13 protein-coding genes and 1 pseudogene are annotated in these 20433 nt (G+C 65.3%); 6 read left to right on the top strand and 8 right to left on the bottom strand.

From position 1 onward, the window contains the following. Positions 1–260: 260 nt before the first annotated feature. From IP69_RS19670 to IP69_RS22545, 5 genes are all read right to left on the bottom strand, one after another. A complete protein-coding gene (locus tag IP69_RS19670) occupies positions 261–2417 on the bottom strand; it encodes a helix-turn-helix transcriptional regulator (RefSeq protein ID WP_156323566.1) in 2157 nt (718 codons plus the stop codon). 209 nt (positions 2418–2626) lie between these two features. Further along, positions 2627–3520: a hypothetical protein gene (locus IP69_RS19665; RefSeq protein ID WP_054144527.1), complete on the bottom strand. Its 894-nt coding sequence runs from the start codon at positions 3518–3520 to the stop codon at positions 2627–2629. A gap of 934 nt (positions 3521–4454) precedes the next feature. Then, positions 4455–5342, bottom strand: coding sequence for a hypothetical protein (locus IP69_RS22015; protein ID WP_156323565.1), 888 nt, complete (start codon positions 5340–5342; stop codon positions 4455–4457). Beyond that, entirely contained in the window at positions 5339–5662 is a 324-nt protein-coding gene (locus IP69_RS22010; protein ID WP_156323564.1) for a hypothetical protein, read from the bottom strand. The genes IP69_RS22015 and IP69_RS22010 overlap by 4 nt, the downstream gene beginning before the upstream one ends. Before the next feature lie 325 nt (positions 5663–5987). Next, a complete protein-coding gene (locus IP69_RS22545) occupies positions 5988–6113 on the bottom strand; it encodes a hypothetical protein (RefSeq protein ID WP_282568250.1) in 126 nt (41 codons plus the stop codon). Positions 6114–6805: 692 nt separating this feature from the next. On the opposite strand from IP69_RS22545, the gene IP69_RS22005 reads away from it, so the two are divergent. Then, on the top strand, positions 6806–7120 hold the full coding sequence (locus tag IP69_RS22005) for a hypothetical protein (protein ID WP_156323563.1): 315 nt from the start codon (positions 6806–6808) through the stop codon (positions 7118–7120). 616 nt (positions 7121–7736) lie between these two features. On the opposite strand, the gene IP69_RS19645 is transcribed toward IP69_RS22005, so the two are convergent. After that, positions 7737–8708, bottom strand: coding sequence for a sensor domain-containing diguanylate cyclase (locus IP69_RS19645; protein WP_054144523.1), 972 nt, complete (start codon positions 8706–8708; stop codon positions 7737–7739). 835 nt (positions 8709–9543) lie between these two features. On the opposite strand from IP69_RS19645, the gene bcsA reads away from it, so the two are divergent. The 5 genes from bcsA (at position 9544) to IP69_RS19620 (ending at position 17825) form a co-directional block, all read left to right on the top strand. Continuing rightward, positions 9544–11853: a UDP-forming cellulose synthase catalytic subunit gene (bcsA, locus tag IP69_RS19640; protein WP_282568249.1), complete on the top strand. Its 2310-nt coding sequence runs from the start codon at positions 9544–9546 to the stop codon at positions 11851–11853. Positions 11854–11880: 27 nt separating this feature from the next. Beyond that, the gene (locus IP69_RS19635) at positions 11881–14205 is read left to right on the top strand and encodes a cellulose biosynthesis cyclic di-GMP-binding regulatory protein BcsB (RefSeq protein WP_054144522.1); all 2325 of its coding nucleotides are present in this window, start codon (positions 11881–11883) and stop codon (positions 14203–14205) included. Next, a complete protein-coding gene (locus tag IP69_RS19630) occupies positions 14202–15305 on the top strand; it encodes a glycosyl hydrolase family 8 (RefSeq protein WP_197279972.1) in 1104 nt (367 codons plus the stop codon). Before IP69_RS19635 ends, IP69_RS19630 begins: the two co-directional genes overlap by 4 nt. Continuing rightward, positions 15296–17074: a hypothetical protein gene (locus IP69_RS19625; protein ID WP_054144520.1), complete on the top strand. Its 1779-nt coding sequence runs from the start codon at positions 15296–15298 to the stop codon at positions 17072–17074. The genes IP69_RS19630 and IP69_RS19625 overlap by 10 nt, the downstream gene beginning before the upstream one ends. A gap of 91 nt (positions 17075–17165) precedes the next feature. Then, positions 17166–17825 (top strand): GGDEF domain-containing protein, encoded by a 660-nt coding sequence (locus IP69_RS19620; RefSeq protein ID WP_197279971.1) that lies wholly within the window; start codon positions 17166–17168, stop codon positions 17823–17825. Between the two features lie 1236 nt (positions 17826–19061). On the opposite strand, the gene istB is transcribed toward IP69_RS19620, so the two are convergent. Together istB and IP69_RS19610 are read right to left on the bottom strand one after the other, a co-directional pair. Next, complete coding sequence (gene istB / locus IP69_RS19615; RefSeq protein WP_054144518.1) at positions 19062–19907, bottom strand: IS21-like element helper ATPase IstB; 846 nt, start codon at positions 19905–19907, stop codon at positions 19062–19064. Then, positions 19904–20368: pseudogene (locus IP69_RS19610) on the bottom strand (IS21 family transposase); the annotation flags it as partial. The gene istB and the pseudogene IP69_RS19610, both read right to left, overlap by 4 nt. Between the last annotated feature and the right edge of the window lie 65 nt (positions 20369–20433).

Genomic DNA, 20433 nt, shown 5'->3' with positions numbered 1-20433 from the left:
GGCGCCGGACGTCTAACAACCCGCCGGCGCTTCGCGACACGCCAGGACGAGCCGTCGCCCCCACCGCTGTCGCGACGGCCATCGCGGCACAACTGCAGACATCGCGCCCCCCTGCGGATCGAAGTCCGGTACGAGCATGCCGCGGTGGGCTTCGCCCCATAGTGCGCGGAAGACGTCACTCCCCTTGGTGCCACGCGTGACCAGCCGCTCGGCCTTTCGGACCGGCGTCCGGTTGGCCAAGCGCACGGATCGCCTTCGGATCAGTCGACGTCATCGTCGTCTGCGAAAAGGTCGGGAGGCAACGAGGCGCGGATCTGCCGCGTACTGCGCCGCGTCTTGTCGGCGCTGGTGAAGCGCGAGTAGGCCTTGGTGATGGTCTCCACCGTATCGAGGAGAGCCAGCGCCGCGTCGTCCTTCAGGCCACTGACCTTGATCACGTGAGTGCCGGCGAGATCCCGCATGGCGTGCGCGCCGAAGGGCAGGACACCCGGGATGCCACCGGGGCGCCAGGGCAGCGCCACGAGGTACAGCGTGCTGAAGGCCATGCAGATACGATGGACGCTTGCGTCATTGAGCGCGCCGCCCTTGTCTCCGGGGAAGAGGAAGTGATTGTTGTGGTCATGGCACAGGAGGGAGCGCGAGTGACCCTCGCCCACAACCCACCGACGCAGGATCCGAAGCAACCGCCTCTCCGCCGGCTCGATCACGAATTCGATCGGCTGGCCTCCCTCAGGCAAGGCACTGGATCCGGCATTCTTGAACAGCTCCTGGGGGATCACGAGCAGCGCCCCGCCATCGGCCGTGAAGCGGAGCATCCCGGTGTTGTCGGGTCGGTAGGTCAGCTGCACCAGGCAGGAGCGGCGCAGCTTGGTGTGTACCCAGAGGCGCAACAGGCAGTGGTCGCGATCGTGCCGGGCCATCCCGACGGGGGAAGCGGCGAAAGGGGGGCGATCGGCCTCCATCCGGTCGAGCGCGCGGTAGATCGGCTCGAGGGGGGCAGGGAGCTCCAGCAACGGCATGATCGGCAGCCAGGGATCACGGACGGCGTAAATGCGCCTGGCGATCTTCCCGGCCGCCTTCGTCATGAGCTTGCGTTCCGCGACTGCCACCGCCGGCCAGTCAGCCCTCGCCCCGTCGATCCAGGCCTGATCGATGAAGCCGTCGAGGCACCTCAGCACAGGCGGGTTCTTGAAAAGATAGCCGGTCGCGGGGTTGAGGTAGCCGGCGATGACGATGAGGCGGCTGACATCGCCATGGGCGAACACCAGTCCATCCTTGGGAGCCGGATTGCGGCTGTCGGCGAAGAAGCCGGAACGGGCGAGACGCCGACAGCGCCGGCGGGCGATCGCTTTCGCTCCGGCGACGACGAGCTTGGCGCTCGCCAGAGCGCCGAGCCCTTGGCGGTCGAGCTGAGCCTGCAGGGTGGGCGGCAGTTCGGCGCGCAGTGCGCGCAGAATGCGGATGGCGTTTTTGTGCTGCAGGACTGAGGTCGTCTCCCGCCAGATGCCACCATTCTTGAAATGGCTTTTGCCGGCGACCGTCATGATCTCAAACGGATCGTCGTCGAACAGGTCGGTCTCCTTGGCCTCCTTGAAGATCCGCAGGGCTTCGAACTCCCGGTCGAAGTCCGGATTGCAGAAGGGAGGCAGTTCATCGTGATGATCGCTCCTGGCATAGTCCCGATAGGGCACGCCCGTGAGCGTTAGCTTCTTCAGGGTCGCGACACGCCAGCGCTTCTCATGATCGTCGAGGCCGTTCCAATCGTCGCCCAGGGCGCGGATCGGAATGGAATGCGCATCGAGTTCGTCGCGGACGTCGTCGGTGAGGACGCTGCAGCTGTTCATGCGGATCGCCGTTGTGCTCATCCGGTCGAGCAGGGTGCCGGGCGGGACTGAGAGAGCGGTTTCCAAGGCTTTGCAGATCGCGTGCTGGTGGCTGCGCGGCTCCGACCCGCGGCACCACTGGCGAACCGTCGCCTCGTCGACACCCGCAATCTTCGCCAGTCTGGCGCTCGTCCATCCGTTTTGGTCCATCACGGCCCTGAGCGCTCCGGCGAAGTAGGGCGGCAGGTCGGCGCTCCGTTCCATGTCCGTCGCCAGCCGAAACAGCTTCGCCATGGACTCGGGCGCGACCTCGCTTTCCCTGCGGGCGAGCAGCGACGGCATCAGGCCCGCGAGCTGGGGCGTGAAGAGCGGCGCGATCGGGGTCGCGTTCGTCATCAGCGCCTGCGTCCGGACGAAGGCGAGCGCGGGCTCGAGCTCTGCTGCCTCGGGATGCGCGCGCACGGTGCGCTGCAGATCGGCGAGCGTCGGGCGGGGCCGCGCGACGGGGGCGAGGCCCAGCGTCCGTGCCGCCTCGACGAGCAGCGCGACGCAGGCCGGCGCGCGGAGATCGTTTGGCCGGTTGTGGCGCAGCATCGCGTTGATCGCTGCATAGTCGATCGCATCGGCGATGGCCTCGCGCGCCATCCCGGCGACGTCCTCGGCCTCGGCGATGACGTCGCGTGAGGGGATCGGTCCGCCGCGCTTGGGGGACGACTTTTCGCGGATGAGGAGCTTGACCTTCTTGATCAGCTTGTCATGGGGACGATCGCTGCGCCCGGACGTCGGCTTGGCCTCGAGCGCGTTCATCGCGTCGTCTCCACGCCGACCTTGTGGATCCAGCGCGTCAGCTGCGACTGCAGGGCGTGACTGTGGATGATGCGATGGCCGACGATTCCCGCCTGCTGGCCGATCGTTCGGTAGGCGATCCCCTTGCGTCCGTGGGGCACGGGCTTGCGGGCCGCGATCATCGCGTCGACGAAGGCCGTGAAGCGCGCTGCGTCGGACGCGACGGTGACGGTCGACGCCACGCCCAGCTCCCGCGCCAGCCGGGCAAGGGCTGTGGCGAGATGGGGACGTGCGAAGCGATCGTTCGAGATCGCGATGGCGCGGGCGATCACGGTGATGCCGGGACCGTCGCGGCCCGGCATCGCCGGTAGCGGCAGCCCAGCCTTCCGCAGTCTGGCGCCGTATGCCTCCAGGGCCTCGATCTCGGCCTGGTGATCGACCTTCGGCGACACCGTGCCGTTGCGCTTGGCGAGGGCCCTGAGCAGAGCCTGCGCGTCGGCCGTCTTGAGGACCGTCACCGCGACACCGGTCGCGAGACGGATCGCCGACAGGTGGGGGTTGCGGCCCCGAAAGGGGACCGGCTCCTGGTCGTAGGTCGTCTCGATGACGGTGAGCGCCTTGGCGAGCGTCGCCTGCTGAGGGGTTTCGACGCCATAGGTGGCCGCGAGGTCCTTCAGGTGCGCGCTGAGCCTGGGATGGGTCAGGTTGCCGACCGGGACCCCCAGTTCCTCGGCGATGACCGAGAGTGCGACATGTCCCGTCCTTTTGGGATGGCCGGGCAGGCCGGGGAGGCCGTCGGCGACCCGCTGGAGAACGAACAGGGTGATGTGGCCGATCTGGTCTTCGAATTGGTGCGTCGTCCGCTGATGCCGGCGCCCCTTCTTGGTGTTCTGTTGGTCGTGAACGGTCATGGTCTGGTCTTGTCCTGCGCCGTGCGAAGCGTCTGCGAGTGCGGGTTCTGTGGGGTCGGATGCCTTCCTCCCGGTTTCGAGATTTCGATTTGGGTTTTCGACGGCGTGGGCCGGCGACGTTGCCGCGACCGCTTGCTCCGTTGCTGGGGCAATACGGCCGGCTGACGGTCGCCTATGGGCGCGGGCTCGGGCGCCTTGGGCCGATGGGGCAGGGGAAGGGTCGGCTGATCGGGGGCGGCGGGGCCGGGCGGACACGCCGTGCCGACGGCGCCGGCAGCGTGGCTCTCCCGCGGGAGTGCCGGGAGGGACCCATCCTGGCAAGCGGGCTCGTCGACGCCGATTTGGCGCCACCCGCCTTGCTGCCGTGTCGGTGTATTCTTAGCTTCCATTCCTCTGACGTGCCGGAGACGGCTGCACAACGCCAGCGATTTAGGACGCAATGCCTATTGCCGATTTCGTTGCCGAATTCGTTGGCGACATGTGTCAGCGCGTCCGACGCCGATCGATACCGGACCGAATGACGCGGCAGACCGGTTTGATCGGGGGCACGCCTGACCGGGTCTCCTCATGTCCGACGCCGGGGACAGCGACGGGCTGGGGGATGCCCGTGTTTCGGATCGACGTCTTGGTGAGTGGGCGCCGCGCCGGACGAGGGGGTGCAGATGGGACCGCGGCCCTCGTGAGCATGGCCTGGATCCTGTCCGGCCGGTCGTGTCCGCGACCCACACGGCCGATGCGCGCACATTTCGGGTCGATGCGAGAGGGTGGCTGATCGACAGGGTTGCGGCAGATGACCTCATCAGCGTTCCGGCACCCGCCGCATCAGCCGGCGGGATGCCTTTCTCGCGAACGCCACGCTCCAGCCCGCTCGTCCGTTGCCATCGGCCGGGCCGACGTAGGCGATAACGGCGGCTCAGTTGCGCGGCAGGAGCGGCTACCGGTCGAAGCCGCGCTTGTCGATCGTGATCGGACGTGGTGGCGGGGCAAGCGCCTTGTCCCGCTGTACAGCGGCCGATCTAAACCGATCCAGGATCGAATCGACGTCGTCCCAGAGCTCCAGCCGGGAGATCTTTTTGTAGAGCGCGCGGGCGTCCCGGAAGGTTCTGTCGCCATTCGTCTTGGGATCGCGTGGAAGTTTGAGGTCTTCAACCAGATAGATCTCGGAGTCGTAATGGTCCGTTGGCGCACGCTTTGGCAGCGGATCGCGGTTGTACGTCCGCGAGAGCCAGTTCAGGTGCGCCCATAGGATCTTCGACTTCTCGATCGTGGCGATGAGCGTGTCACCTTCCGGGGTCCGATTGGGGTTGTGCGAGGAGCCGAGGCGTGCCTGGACGCCATAGATCACCTCGCCGTTCGAGAGCGTGATGGTCGCATTGATAAGATCCACGGACGCCAGATGCGGCAGAACGTGAAGCGGAACGGGACGCTGCGGCTCAAAAAGGGAGCCGAGGTGACCTCGCAACGCGATATGGTGGTTTTGTGCCTCGGTGATGATCATGAGACCCAACGATCCGCACCAGTAGCTCAGTCCCTCGTCGATCTCCTGTTGCGTTTCCTGCGAGAGGCCGGGTGGAGCGTTCACAGGGGTACCGTTGTCAAGCTGTGTCGCGACCCGCGACAGGGTCCAGCGAGGCCCACCTTCATCGTCTTCGAAGACCAGATCCAGGATCCCCGTCGCGAAATCGTAGCTGAACTCCTGCAGGTAAGGGATATCGACGAGGGCGGGAAAGGAGCCGCGCTGGACCCAATCTCCCGACTGATCGTCCCCTGAGAGACAATGAACGGCTTCCGCCCGGCCAAGGTCGATCCAGTCGGATTTCAAGCCATCGGGCTCTTGTCCATCATCGTTGGAAGGGCGATGAACGTCTGCTGCTCGTGCTGCCACTGGTCCAAAATCCCTTTGACGACGTCGATGGCCGAGCAGACTAGCGGCCAAACCTTGGCAGATCGTGACCGTGTCCAATCCATTTTTTGTCTGGTCGATTTGTTGCCGGTTTCCGTTGTCGTCGCGATCTGGGGCCGGCGAGCGCGTTCGGCGCTGGTGGTGGTCGCGCCCGGTGGCCGGTGTTCGAAGGCCTCGTCGGCGGTGCGAAGCGCAATTTGCTGACATGAGCTATTGCGGCCCCTTGGAGGCTTCACCATGTCGCAGTCTTGCCTTCTCGTCGTCGCGGGTCAGCCGATCCACAGCTCCTTGCGCTTTCTGCTCTTGTCCTCTTCGCTCGCCCCTTGTGACCTCTTCCCTCGCGCCCTCTTTTTCACGGCGACGGTCTGCTTGCCGAAGGGTCGCCGGATGACGGCGGTGCCCTCCGCACGGGCAAGACGGCGTGTCGCCGCTCAGCCTCAGGCCGGGGGCTGCACCGGTAGACTTCGGCTCTCACGTCTGTGTCGGTTCGGCCTGGCCGCTCGGCGCCGGTGCGACCCGATCGGCGGCGAGCCAGGCCTCTTCCGTCGTCCAATGATGTCGGTCCTAGCAGGCCGGGCAGACCTCGATCGTGCCCTGCAGTGTGATGTGACTGAGTTGCGTGGTCTCGCTGACCATGCCCGTATCGACGGCAAGCCCCGTCTCGGGACAATGGATATAGACTGCGCGCATAGGAGATCCTTTCGTGGTCGCGGGGCGGCACATCACCAGACGGTTTCGGAGATTCTGTGGCCTGTGAAGCGCTGGTCGAGCGGGAAGGGGGAACCACGGCCCGATTCGTCGGTTGAAGGTTCATGAATGACATCTCCTACACCCTTCCTGAGATGATCGAGCGGGTCAGGCAAGGCTCGGTCAAGGTGGCGCTCTACTCCGCGGCGGCCGTCGCCCTCGTGACCCTTGGGCACGTTCTCTGAGGTCATCGGCATAGGCGGCCAATGGTCGTGCGCTCGACAGTGACCGCGCCCGGCTCGCAGTCGCGTTCACTACAGCGTTCACGCTCCGTCAGTCGCCCCGGGCTCTTCGCGCTGAAGCCGGCGCCGGTCATTCTGCCGACTTCGGGATCCATCAGTCGCTGCGCGGCAACTTGATCGTCTCGTGCAGCGGATCGGCGTGGGGGCTTCTCTCCCGCAGCCCGCTAAGGTTCGTCTCCCGTCATCGGTATCTCTGGGGTCAGGGTTTGCGTTCGCGGCCCAAACATCGCCGATGACCGCCCGCAGGGACGCTCCGTATCGGGACACGACCTGCCGCCCCCATTGCGGCGTGCTGCTGGGCCGCGATTGAGATAGCTCAATGCCCAGCCACACCATTCAGCTTATCGGTCACGGAACGAGTGCCGGCAAATCGGATCAGCTGAGGAATATTGAGTGGACAAGGACGGGGCGATGGATCTGTGCCGAGATGCGCTCTGGCGCATTCTCGATGAGCACAGGTCAAACGAAGCCAGAATAAAAGCCGATGTCATTCCACAGACCGCGGCCGCCTATTTTGCGTCAACCCGAATGGCCATGATCGCCATAAACGCCCATCGCGGCATCAACGCCATCAGCGTCGCCGAGGCGACCCAACTGATCGGTGACATCGCTGCCGCTGCCGGGACTGCCATGTCCATTGTCACAATCGATCAGATCGAGCGAAGTGTCGGCCTCGGCGCCGAGACCGGCGGGGCGGGTGTTTCGTGACGCCAACGGTCACTTTGGCCAGGGCCGCGACAACGGAGCGGGAGGTGCGGCGGCTCGCCGTCGGCGCGGCTTTCGTTGAACCGCGGCAGTGCTGCATTGCGGCCATGTGTTCGACCGGTTGATGCGGCCCACGAGGCCGCCGGCCAATACAGCCTTCCGCGGGGAGGGGCCGGCCCATTCCGCGCTTGGAGGCGCAGTGGCGCAGAAGCGCTTTCCTGTCTCGCGGTATCGACCGACTGGATGGGTCGGTCCTTCGATGCCCTTTTCACGTTCGTCGACGCCCTGCGCCCTGATCGACGCGGCAGCCGGCTTGCGCTCGCGGTCGTTTTTCTCCGCATGTCTTGATGGCGCAGGGGATCCGGGTGATCGCGCTGGCCATAGCCGCCGTCGCCGCCTTCGTCGGTCGCTGACCAGCAATCGGAAGTGGGCCGAGCTCGCGGAGGCCGGAACGAGCCAAGTCCTGGCCTCGATGCTTGCGGACTTTTGCCGCTCGACCCCGACTTGCCACGATCGGCTTCAAGTCAAAACGGCGGCCATAGGGGCCCAGACACCGCTTCTATCACGTCGGGCACGACGATACGCGCCTTGCCTGGGCCTCGTGATCCTCGGACCGGCGTCACGCCGCCGCGACCACTGCGTCGGCAGGATACAGACGAACGCAACGACCACCGGCCCTTTTGGCGCTGTACAGGGCTTCATCGGCCCGTCTCATCAACTCTTCCGCTTTCTCACCGGACCGCGCATGCGCCAAGCCGACGGATGCACCCAATTCCGCGTATTCGCCGTTGAGGTCGAATGGCCTGGCGATGGCCTCGACGATGCGCCGCGCGACAACTTCGGCCTCGTATCCTGGCCCGACCAATACGGCGAATTCGTCGCCTCCGAGCCGGGCGACGACGCTATCGGATGGGACGACGTCAAGCAGACGAGCAGCGACCGCACGCAGCAAACTGTCGCCGGCGAGATGGCCAAGGCGGTCGTTCACCAGCTTGAAGCCATCGAGATCCATAAAAAGTGTCGCTGCTTTATCGCGCTCCCGAAGGGCACGACCGAGTTTCTTGAGAAACAGCCGACGGTTTGCCAGATCGGTCAGAGCATCGTGGTGGGCGACGTGTTCAACAGCGGCGCGTGAGGCGGCAGCGTCAGCAAGTGCTCGCTTGAGGTCGGTGATCTCGGTCCTCAAGCCGATGATACCGCCTGACGGCGTTCGCATCTCACGAATACGCATCCAGCGGTCCCCGATGAGCTGGCATTCGGTCGTCCCCGTCGCGCGGTGCCTCGCCGTCATCTCGGCGATGAACTCATCTTCGCGCCCGGCCGCCGCTGGGTACTGTCCCATTTCAACGCCGCGCCGAAGAAGCTCTTCGAACGGGAGACCCGAGCGCAGCTGAGGCCCCGTTATCGTGTAGACGTCGCTGACCCTGTCACTCCAAGCGACAAGCCTGTCGTTTGCATCCCACAGGATGAAGCCGTCCGGCATGCCCTCTACGACGTCGCGAAGAAGGGCTCGGCTTCGCGCCAACAACCTCACTGCGCGCCACCAGCCGATGCACGCGGCGACCGTTATGATGAGGAGGAGCTCGACCATCGCAATCGACGATACACGCGTTCAATTACCGGAAAGCTAAGCCGTCGATCAGGACCATCTGGGGTTGAGTGAGCGACGCTGCGTCGCTTCGCATGCCGCGTCGCTCACGCCGTGTTCGCGAACGCGAGGCCGCTCACGCACGATCAGGGCCTTGGCATGGGCACGCAGGCTGCGATCCTGTCGTTGATCCCGATGGCTTGCCCTCGGTGCAAGCTGCCTATCGCAGGACCGCGCGGACCGTGACCCGATCCCTCGCCGGCCGTCGCAGTGCCTACACTGGGCGACATCCGCAGTCCGGTCATGCACGCGCTGTCGGGGAATTGATGTGCCCGGCACGGGTGCGTTGGTCGCGGTCGATGGCACAGTCCCGACGTTGCCAGCAAGAACCCCGTTGACGGCGCGATCAGGCGCCCAAGGATCGTCCAGACATAGGGCCGTGCGCCAATAATTTGGGCAGTTTCGCGGCAGGCTAACGTTCGGTGGAGGAGAGGGTTATCGTTAGTATCCGCGATATACATCAAATTTTCTGTTGGTTTTAATTTTCTTGTGCTTGACTCAGCTGGAGTCGAGAGCAGTATTTGGTGGCGACGTAGGGTCAAATTGTGCGATATTATGCATCAATCTAACTTCAATTTTTACGCAGGATCTTTATTTGAGCATTGTCTTTTCTTTCGGGTCATCTTGAAATATTTTTTGTTTATTTCGTGATTTTTATTGTTTTGACATTGTCCAGTCAATTAACGATGCGGCGATCTGCTCGATCTTTATCCTTTCAGATTCGTTACCGCGGTGATAGGTTGTCGCCGTTGTGAGTAGTCGTGGCGTAAAGGGTGTAATGATGAGCCAGTTTATGGCCAGGATGACGTGGATAGCCGTCGCGTTGGCGTTCATTCTCTTCGTCACGCAACCAATCGGACTCAAGCTGCATTTCGCCTTCAGCATCGTTGCTCTGGGTTTGATGATTCTGGTTTCGGTTCTCAAGCTCACCGGCCTGTTTCGGCATATCTTCTTGGCGTTGGGATCCGTCATCGTGGTGCGCTATGTTTATTGGCGCGTCACCGAGACGGTTCCATCGCCGAGTCAGCCCGCGGATTTTCTGCCCGGAGTGCTGTTGCTGATCGCGGAACTCTACTGCATCTCGATGCTCGCACTGGGCCTGTTCGTGAACGCCCAGCCGATCACCCGGGGGCGTGCGCCGCAGCAACCGGACGACGAGCTTCCCACCGTCGATGTCTTTCTGCCGTCCTACAACGAAGAGCGGGATCTGGTGGCCTCGACGCTCGCGGCGATCAAGGGTCTCGACTATCCCGCGGAGAAGCTGCGGGTCTATCTCCTCGACGATGGCGGCACGGACGAGAAGGTCTACAGCATCGATCCGTCAGCGGCCGCGGCCGCTCGCCAGCGGCGGGCCTCGATGCAGCAGCTGTGTGCCGATCTCGACGTCACCTATCTGACCCGCGAGCGCAATCTCCACGCCAAGGCAGGCAATCTCAACAACGGACTTGCCCATTCCGATGGAGAGCTCGTTGTCGTCTTCGATGCCGATCACGTTCCCGCCCGTGATTTCCTTCGGGAAACAGTCGGTTTCTTTGCTGGGGATCGGCGCCTCTTCCTGGTCCAGACGCCACATTTCTTCATCAACGCGGATCCGCTCGAGCGCAACCTGCAGACCTTCAAGAGCATGCCGTCCGAGAACGAAATGTTCTACGGTGCGATCCAGAAGGGCCTCGACAGCTGGAATGCCGCGTTTTTCTGTGGCTCGGCTGCGGTGCTGCGCCGCGAGGCGCTCGACGAGGTGGGCGGCTTTGCCGGCGTCACGATCACAGAAGATTGCGAGTCTGCGCTCGAACTCCACTCGCGCGGCTGGAAGAGCCTTTACGTCGAGAAGCCGCTGATCGCCGGCCTGCAGCCCGAAACGTTCGAATCCTTCATCGGCCAGCGCTCGCGGTGGTGCCGGGGCATGCTGCAGATCTTCATGCTGAAGAACCCGCTGTTCAAGCGCGGTCTCTCCCTGCCGCAGAAGCTCTGTTACGCCTCCAGCAACCTGTTTTGGCTGTTTCCGCTATCGCGCCTGATCTTCATGATCTCGCCGCTGTTCTTCATCGTCTTCAATCTCGAAATCTACAACGCTTCCCCGCAGGAGTTCGTCGCCTACACGCTGACCTACATAGTCGCCGTGATGTTGATCCAGAACTACCTCTATGGCCGCCTGCGCTGGCCTTGGGTCTCCGAATTGTATGAGTACATCCAGTCGGTGTACCTGTCGGGTGCGATCTTCAGCGTGCTGGCCAATCCCCGTGCGCCGAAGTTCAACGTCACGCAAAAGGGCAATTCTCTGTCCGACGATGGCCTCTCGCCGCTGGCATGGCCGTTCTATGCGATTTTCGGCATCCTGGCAGCCGCGACGGCATTCACGGCCTGGCGCTATTTCGAGGAGCCGGCGTCGCGAAACCTGCTGCTCGTCGTCGGCATCTGGAATCTGTTCAACACGATATTGGCGGGCCTGGCGTTGGGCGTCGTGTCCGAACGCCGCGAGCGTCGCAAGATCCAGCGTCTCTCGGCCAACCGATCGGGCGAGCTGCTCGTCGAGGGACTCAGGCTTCCGGTCCAGGTGCTGGACGCCTCGATCGGTGGCCTGAAGGTCCGTCTCGCCGGCGCCCAGGCCCAGCACCTGTCACCGGGTCGCCATCGTGCCACGATCCGCGTCGCCGGCGTCCGCTCGAAGACCGTGCTGCAGGCGCAGGTCGCGATTGCGACGGCGGTTGCCGGGGAGGGCGGGCGGATCCTCGGTCTGAGCTTCGTCGACAGCGCCCCCGAGCGCTACCGGCTGGTGGCGGACGTCGCTTATGCCGATCTGACGGCCGTGCGGGACATGCGCGCTTCTCGTCACGTAAGGCGCAATCTCATCGCCGCCAGTGTCGGGACCGTGCTGTGGGGCGCCCGCGAAATGCTGCGGGGGCTTTATTTCCTGCTCTTCCGCCGCACCTCACCGGTCGCGCCTGCGCCTCTTGCGCCGCCTGCGCCGGTCGACCCGGTCCACACCGACGAGGCGGTCATGCCGTCGGTGCGCCCGGCGCGTAAGGGGCTGGCCAGACTGCCCAAGGCCACAGGCCTCGGGGACATCCCTCGGCCGACGACCGCCTGACGCGCCACGACAAGACGGAGATTTTCGATGCTTCTTGCTCTGCGCACGCTGATGAGCACGGCTGCCCTCGTCGGACTGATCGACGCTGCGGCGGCCCAGTCCCTCGAGAGCCGGCAGCCGCCAAGGCCGCAGCCGGTCCTCTTTGCCGCCAAGCCGATCAGCGAAGCTGATTTCCGGCCTCTGGCCCTCTTGAACGACCGGCTGGTCCTGCGAGGCGAACTGGCCAGCGATGAGCGCTCGCTCTTCCTGACGCAGGCCGAGGCGCTGCGGACGAATGCCTTCCGTGTCGCGTATCGCAACGCAGTCTCCAACCTGCCGGAAGGGTCCCGACTTCTCGTGCTGATCAACGACCAGACGATCGGCGAGGTTCGCCTCGATGCCACGAACCGGGAGGGGCTTGCCATTCTGCCGATCCCGCTCGGCGTGATGACGGCGGGCTACAATGCGGTCCGGTTCGTGGCGAGCCAGCGTCACCGGGTCGATTGCAGCGTCACTGCGACCTATGAGTTGTGGAGCGAAATCAACCTCTCCGATTCTGGTCTGATCGGGTTGCCGGCCGCAGCGGCCCTGCGCCGTCTGGTCGATCTTCCGGCACTTTCCGCCAGCGGGAGCGAGAGGACGCCGATCCGCCTGCGGATCGGCGGCGCGCCCGATACGCTCGAACTCGATCGCGCCATGCGAGCCGTCAATGCCGTGATCCTGTCGGCCAACATCCAGCGTCCCCACGTCGAGATCGCGCCGGAGGCGGGGGGCGGGCCCGGGATCGACCTCGTCGTCGGTGGGGAGGCGCCGGCCGGCGCGATCCAGCTCGAGAGTGATCTGGGGTTGTTCTTCAGCGCCGACTCGGAGACCGGCCGCAGCACGCTGATGGTCCGGTCGATCCCGGGCGTCGATGTCGAGACCACCCTGCGCCGTCTGACGGAGGCGGCGTCGGCACCCACCGGTTCCAGTCCCGGCCGGCGGGCCCTGGCCAATACGAAGGGACGAGCGGTGCACAGCGGCTCGTCGTTCAGCTTCGCGGAGCTGGGGGTCGACAGCCGCATCTTCGATGGGCGGATGCTGCAGTCGAGCTTCGGCTTCAAGCTCCCCAGCGACTTCTTCGCAGCCCCCTATGGCAGCGCATCGCTTCTGCTCGAATCGTCCTTCATCGGCGAAGCCGGCCCGGGCAAGCAGATCAGCATCCGCGTCAACGATCAGATCGCCGCCGTCGTGCCGATCCATCAGCGCGGGCCGGGCGAGGCCGATCAGCGGCGCATCGAGTTGCCGATGCAGATGTTCAAGCCCGGCTTCAACTTCGTGGCCGTGGAGGCGCATCTGGCGCCTGTCGAGCGTGCCTGCGATGCCACCGTCGCAGCCGCTTCACCGGCACGCCTGGCGATCAACGGCTCGAGCCGGATCAGCTTTGGACAACTGGCGCGGGTCAGCGTGCTGCCGAACCTCGCGGCGACGCTGGCCCATGGCTTTCCCCATATCGGGCAGGACGATGTCACGACCGTCGCCGTGTCGTCGTCGGATCCGCGCTATCTCTCCGCTGCGATGACGTGGCTCGGTCGGATGACGGCTGCGAGCGGCAAGCCGGTGGCGGCTGCCTTCCGCTATGGTTCGCTCGACGTCGCGGGCGCATCGGGCCTGTTCTTCGGGCCCCCCACCGAGGCGGCGCAGACCCTGTCGCGCCAGGCGGCTGCGTCAGCCGTGGTGACCGCGGCCGTGGCCGTCGAGGCTCCCGCGCCGGCGTCGCTCCAGCCCGCGGCGTTCTCGCTCTTCCAGGACGCCCGGCCGACATGGAGCCTGCGCGCGCTCAGCGACAGGCTCCCTCTGGGCGAATGGGTCCACAGCGCCGGCAACGTGTTGCGCGGTGACATCAGCGGCATCACGGCTGCCCTGCAGGATTTCGGCCTGATCGAGCGCCGTCAGGCCGCAAGGAGGGCTGCACCCGCTGGTCCCGCCGGTCCTGCCGATCTCACCGTCCTGCAGGAGGTCAGCGTGCTCGCGACGCACGAGCCGTGGCAGAACCTGTTCGGTGCGACGCAGGTCCCGCCGCTCAAGACCATGGTGCTCGCCTCCGATCCGGGCCAACTCGAGGACCTGATCGCGACGGCAACGAGCGTGCATTTCTGGACCCGGTTCAACGGGGAGAGCGCTTTTGTCCGGCCGCAGGGCTGGGGGCCGGAGAACCATGCGGCTGCGGCCCAGGTCTATATCGGCTCGGGCGATTTCTCACCGTCGAACCTGCGCTTGACCCTGGCCGGCTGGTTTGCCCTCAATCAGCGCTATTATCTGGCGGGGCTTGCAGCCTTGTCCCTGCTCCTGGCCCTGAGCACGGCCGCGGTCTTGCGCACGAGGCGGATGTGAGCCTTCGCCGGTCGGGATGGGCGGCCCTCGTGCTCGCCTTCGGGTGTCTGTCTCCCGCGGCCTCAGCCGAGACCAAGGGGGGAGAAAGCCCACGCGCGCAGGTGGCGCCGGTGCCGAAGGCGGCTGCCCTTCTGGCGAAGGCATGGCCCGGCTACAGGGCGCGCTTCGTACAGCCGGATGGACGCGTCATCGACAACGGCAACGGTGGCATCAGCCATTCCGAGGGGCAGGGCTACGCCATGGTCCTGGCCTTGGCCGCGCAGGATCGCGAGGCCTTCGAGCGGATCTGGGAGTGGACGGCGCGCGAGCTCTACATTCGCGAGGATGGTCTTGCGGCCTGGCGCTGGGATCCCAAGGCGACCCCCCAAGTCACCGATCGCAACAATGCCAGCGATGGCGATCTCTTGATCGCCTGGGCGCTGGGGGAGGCTGCGCTGCGCTGGGACGTGCCCGATTACCAGTCGGCGATGACCCGCATCACCGCAGCGCTGTTTCGGCACAATGTGATCCCGAGCCGCTACGGGCCGATCCTGCTCCCGGGCGCCGTCGGGTTCGACGCGAAGTCGCAGCCCGACGGTCCGGTGGTCAACCTGTCCTACTGGGTCTTCCCCGCGCTCGATCGTCTCGAGCAGCTGGCGCCCGGTCATGACTGGGCGGGGCTGCGACGCTCGGGCGTCCAGCTGCTGCGGGAGAGCCGCTTTGGCCCGCTGCGCGTGCCGCCCGAGTGGCTGGCGCTGGGTGGCGACAAGCCCGCGCCGGCCGCCAAGTTCGAACGGCGTTTCAGCTACAACGCCGTGCGCATCCCGCTTTATGTCGGCTGGTCGGGCCACGTGTCGACCGATCTGCTGCGGCCCTATGCGACGATGTGGAACGCTGCCGAGAACCTCGGCCCCTTCGTCCTAGACATCGACGACGGTCAGGCCGGAGCGACGCTCGACGCCCCGGGCTACCGGCTGATCTTCGCGTTCATCCAGTGCGTCTTGTCGGACCGACCGGTTCCCCCCGATCTCGCGACGGGCAAGAACGACCTCTACTACCCCTCGACCCTGGCTTTGCTCAGCACCCTCGCCATCAGTGAAAGGAGGCCGCAATGTCTCTGAAGTTGCTCATGTCCACCGGCCTGGCACTGCTTTGGCTGGCACCGGCCCTCGCCCAGACACCCTTCAAGCTCGAAACGGCCGCGGCGAGGGCTGCAGAGCCGGCCGTGCCGCGACCGGTGACGGGCGGTGTCGCGGGGTTGCAGATCCGCCGGGCGACGCCGGAACCAGCGCTGCCGCAAGTGCCGGCCGCCAAGCTCGTCGACGAGAGCGCGTTGCGGTTTTATGCCTCGCAGGGCGATACCGCACGCGTGGCCGCCGAGGTTCGGCGTCTCAAGACCCTGAATCCGAGCTGGCAGCCGCCGCAGAATCTGTTCGAGGCTGCCGGTACGGCGATCGACGAGCAGCCTTTGTGGGCCCTGCTCGCGGAGAAGCGCTTCGAGGCCCTGCGCGAGGAGATCGCCAATCTCCAGAGCCATCAGCCCAGTTACATGCCGTCGTCGGATCTGAGTACCAAGCTGGTCCAGGCCGAGCAGCGCCAGCGGATCGTGGCGGCCGGTGACGACCAGGATTGGCATCTCGTCATCGATATCGCGAGCGAAGCGCAAGATCTCCTGACCTGCCGGGAGATCGATCTGTTGTGGCGGGTGGCAGAGGCCTTCTCCGGCATTGGCGACGCCCCGCGCGCCAGCGACGTCTACCGCTACATTCTCGCTCAATGCGACAATCCCAAGGAGCGTCTGGCCACGGTGCAGAAGGCGTCGGTCGCCTTGCCCGCCGCCAGCATCCACGAACTGATTGCGATGGGGCGGCGCCGGGGGGCCAGTGGCGAGTTCGATCCGGTGCTGCTCGACTTGATCCGCCGCGGTGTGGGCAAGGCTGCGGGAGGCGACCTCAGCGAGATGCCGGGCGAGCGCGAGATCAAGCAGCTGGAGGCGTCCGCCCGGCGCGGGAACGCCGACGACGCCGCCCTTCTGGGATGGCTCACCTTCAGCCGCAAGGAGTACACGCTCGCCCGTGACTGGTTCACGATGGCCACCAGGCGTCCCGGCCATGCGAAGGCGATCGAGGGGCTGATCCTGGCGCTGCGCCAAGGCGGCAACCCCGAGCAAGCCGAGGCGCTGGCCTACCAGCATCGCGAGATCGACCCGTTGATCCGCAAGCAATTCGTCGAGATCGTCGCCTCCGACATCACAGGACCGGCAGCCAAGGCGCTGACCCCAGAGCGCCAGGCGCAGCTCGAGGCGTTCATCCTGCGCGATCAATCGGCCCTGGGCGCGCAGGCGCTGGGCTGGAGCCTGTACAACAGCGGTCGTATCGAGCCGGCGCGCGGCTGGTTCGAGCGCGCCGTCACCTGGGGCCCCGGCGAGGACGCCGTCGTCGGCTTGATCGTGGCGATGCATCGGACGGGGCAGCGGGCGGAAGCCGTCGCGATGGTCGACCGTTACAAGGATCAGTTTCCGGCGGTCGCGTCGCTCGGGCGCTTACAGGCCAATCCCCATGCCAGCGGGTCCGGCCGCCTGATCGCCGGACGCGGGCGGGGAGGCGGGGGCGGTGGCATGCCGAGCGGCGCGATGCGCGAAAGCATCAAGCTGTATGAAGCCGGCCGCTACCAGGAAGCCGCCGCGATCCTCGATCGGCACCAGAGCAGCATCTCCGGCGGGATGCAGGAGCTGCGGGCCTGGGCGCATTACAATGCCGCCGACCACCAGACGGCACGCAAGATCTTCTCCGATCTCAAGCAGAGGCGCCCGAGCAAGAGCGTCGAGCATGGCGAGTTCCTGACCGAGATCCAGGCGCGCGGCAACCCGCATCGCTGGTGGTACAACTGAGCCTCAAGGCCCCATTGTCATGTCGGATCTGCCTACCCGTCTACGGTCCAAGCGCGTGCGCTTGTCCCTCGAGAAGGCCAAGGAGCTTCGCTTGAAGCGAGGAGCGCGACCCGATCCGTCGGGTCGCGTTGCGCTGCGAGAAGCGCGTCTCGAGCGCGAGCTGCGCCTGGCCAAGGAGCGCATCGCGACCTTGAGCCGACTGGCTTATCTCGATGAACTCTGCGGCGTTCCCAATCGCCGCGCCTTCAACGACGAGGTCCGGCGCACGCGCGAGCGGATCCGGCGGCACGGCGGGCAGGCTGCCCTTGTGCTGTTCGATGTCGACCGCTTCAAATCGGTCAATGACGACCATGGACATCCCGCGGGGGACGCCGTCCTCGCCGCGATCGCGCAGACGATCGCGACGAGCCTGCGGGCTTCGGATTTCGCTGCCCGCATCGGCGGCGACGAATTCGCCGTGATCCTGCACCAGATCGAGGAGGTGAACGCTCAGGCCAAGGCCGCGCTGATCTGCAGCCGGATCGCTGCCTTGCAGATCTCGACGCCGACGGGGCCTGTGGCGGTCACCTGCAGCGCGGGAGTGTCGCTGCTGAAGGCCCCGGATGGTGATGATCCGCTCTCGCAGGCCGATCAGGCGATGTTCCAGCGCAAGCGGCTCGGTCAGGCGGGTTTGCTTCCGCGCGCCGAAGCGTCGGGCCATCCCCAGCTTCCCACCGTGGAGCATCACCTGGAAGGTGCTGCGGGACCCTAACCGCCGTGGCGATCATGGCCGCGTGGCCGTTTTCACGCGCGCCTGTTTCGATCAGCAAGGGCGAGGTCTGTCGCTGCGCGACCTCGCGGTTTTTTGCATCCACCACGGCCGGGGAGCCTCCTCACAATCGGAGCCATCGGCGGCAGGGCCATCGCGTGAAGGGCGCTTCCGGTTCGCTCGAAACCAGTCATCGCAATGGAGAGAGGCAGTCGCGGCATTCGCGCCGGGCCGATCTGGACGCCAATCTCGTTCATCGGGTCTCTGCTGTTGCGAGCGACTGCCGATCCTTGGGAATTCGTCCGTGTCGCGGTTGATGCTGCGATGACGTGACCCTGGCCGCCTGCTTAAACGGGCGAGCCCCCACCGACCTGGCCTCTCGACATGGCGTTCGGCCTGAATGCCAACCCCCTCGCTTCGAAGGGATGACTGTCGGGGGTGAATTCGGCAGCCGCTGCTCCTTGGAACGCAGGATGCGATCGCAGACTTGTTGGGTATTCAGGATACCGCCGCAGGCTTGCGCCAGCCTGTCCATCTGGACCGCGACACGCGCGTGATCATCGCGAGGAGCGCGGGGATGTCATGGTGCTCCGGCGGGGATCAGATTCTGGCGGCTGCTATGTATCCTGAGCGCAACAGTGATGGCCGTTGATGCGTCTCGATAGTGGATTCGTTCCCTGGCTGTGCCGTCAGCCGATGGCCCCCATTGCCGACTGCAGGAAGATGTCCCACGATCAAGGGGTTGTGTGGGGTTTGATCACGTGCGTGACCAGTCACTTCGGCCAGAAGCGGTCCCGTCAGGCGATGTCTCGATCAGGCGGTTGATCATCGCCGTGATCTTGGCTGCGCAGGTTATCTGGATCGGGCCACTGCTGTGGTTCGTCAAGAAGATGACGTAGCTGGCCAGACGATACCTCGCCATCGCGCGCCTTAATTAGTTAGTGCTGTTGGACCCAATCATCTGTCGTGCCCCTGCTGGTGGTGTAGCTTCGCGGAGCCACCACGATACCGGCTTGGCCGGGCTGGTTAGGTGGCCACGGCTTGCAGGCTGACGATGGGATTATCGCTGATCGGCGCGATGCTATCCAGCGTGATGTAGCGGGCGCGCTGGACGGCCCATTTGATGGCATGGCCCACGCCTGTAGCGCGACGATCTGGATGAGAGCGGCGCGTCAATCAGGATGAGAACTGATTGTCGCGGCGGGTTGAGATTGGTGCCTTTGATTGTCGCTGGCAAGGTCAGCCTATTGGCTGCTCGTTTCCCGCCGGCGCTTGGTTGATGGTTTTGATTGTCGCGTAGGTCGGGGGCCTGCCGCCTCCGGTGCGACGTTGCACGGCGGCTCGGCGCCGGTAGCTCTCGACGTTCATCTCGAAGATCGTTGCGTGATGCACGAGCCTGTCGACGGCGGCGAGCGTCATGGCGGGGTCCGGGAAGATCCTGTTCCATTCGCCGAAGGGTTGGTTGGCGGTGATGAGGGTGGAACGGCGCTCGTAGCGGGAGCTGATCAGCTCGAACAGGACGGACGTCTCGGCCTGGTCCTTGACGACGTAGGCGAGGTCATCGAGGATCAGCAGATGGTACTTGTCGAGCCGGGCGATGGCGGCTTCTAGCGACAGCTCGCGGCGAGCGACCTGCAGCTTCTGGACGAGGTCGGAGGTGCGGGTGAACAGAACGCGCCAGCCATTCTCGATCAGCGCCAGGCCGATTGCTGCGGCGAGATGGCTTTTGCCACCGCCGGGCGGGCCGAACATGATCAGGTTCGCGCCCTTCTCCAGCCAGCCGTCGCCGGAGCAGATCGCCATGACCTGGGCGCGCGAGATCATCGGCACCGCGTCGAAGGCGAAACTGTCCAGGGTTTTGCCGGGTGGGAGGCGCGCCTCGCTGAGATGACGCTCGATGCGCCGCCGGTCCCGTTCGGCGATCTCGTGCTCGGCGAGCGCGGCGAGGAAGCAGGCGGCGGGCCCGCCTTCCTTGTCGGCACGCTGGGCGATATCGGGCCAATTTAGCTTGATGGCAGGTAGACGCAGATCGTTGAGGATGAGCGCCAGCCTCTGTGCGTCGATCTGGTGTGTGACCGGTGTCATGCAGCTGCTCCCGACAACAGCACGTCATAGACGGCGAGCGGAACGAGTTCGACGGTTACCACCGGCAGTGCGGCCGGGTCTGGCGCGAAGCGTCTTCGCAAGGCCGCCATCTCTGGAAGGCCACCGGCTGTCAGCACGGAAGTGAGTATTTCGGCGAGCTCGGCTTCGCGGGCGCGCTCATGCGCCAGCGCCAGGAGATCGACCATGGTCCGACAGGCGACGCGCTCGGGCAACCGCTCGACGAGCCGCTCGAAGGTCCGCCGATAGGCTTCGCGGGGGAACAATCGGTCGCGATAGACCAGGTTGAGGAGCGCCATCGGTTTGCGGCGCAAGGCGTGGATGACGTGGCGATAGTCGACGACATGGCCATGCTTGCCATTACCGAGTGAGCGACCGCGCAGCAGCGTCATCAACTTCGTGCCGCCGATGAAGACGTCGAGCCGGTCGTCATAGAGCCGAACACTAGATGTTTGATCCCGGGATTTGATGGTGCATTACTTTCGCCGGCAGCGAGGGATGCGCTATG

Origin of the sequence: Allobosea sp. AAP35, assembly GCF_001295925.1 — a bacterium.
GTDB lineage: Bacteria > Pseudomonadota > Alphaproteobacteria > Rhizobiales > Beijerinckiaceae > Allobosea.
The sequence above is the reverse complement of the archived record's forward strand: the minus strand, read 5'-3'. Positions and strand labels throughout refer to the sequence as shown.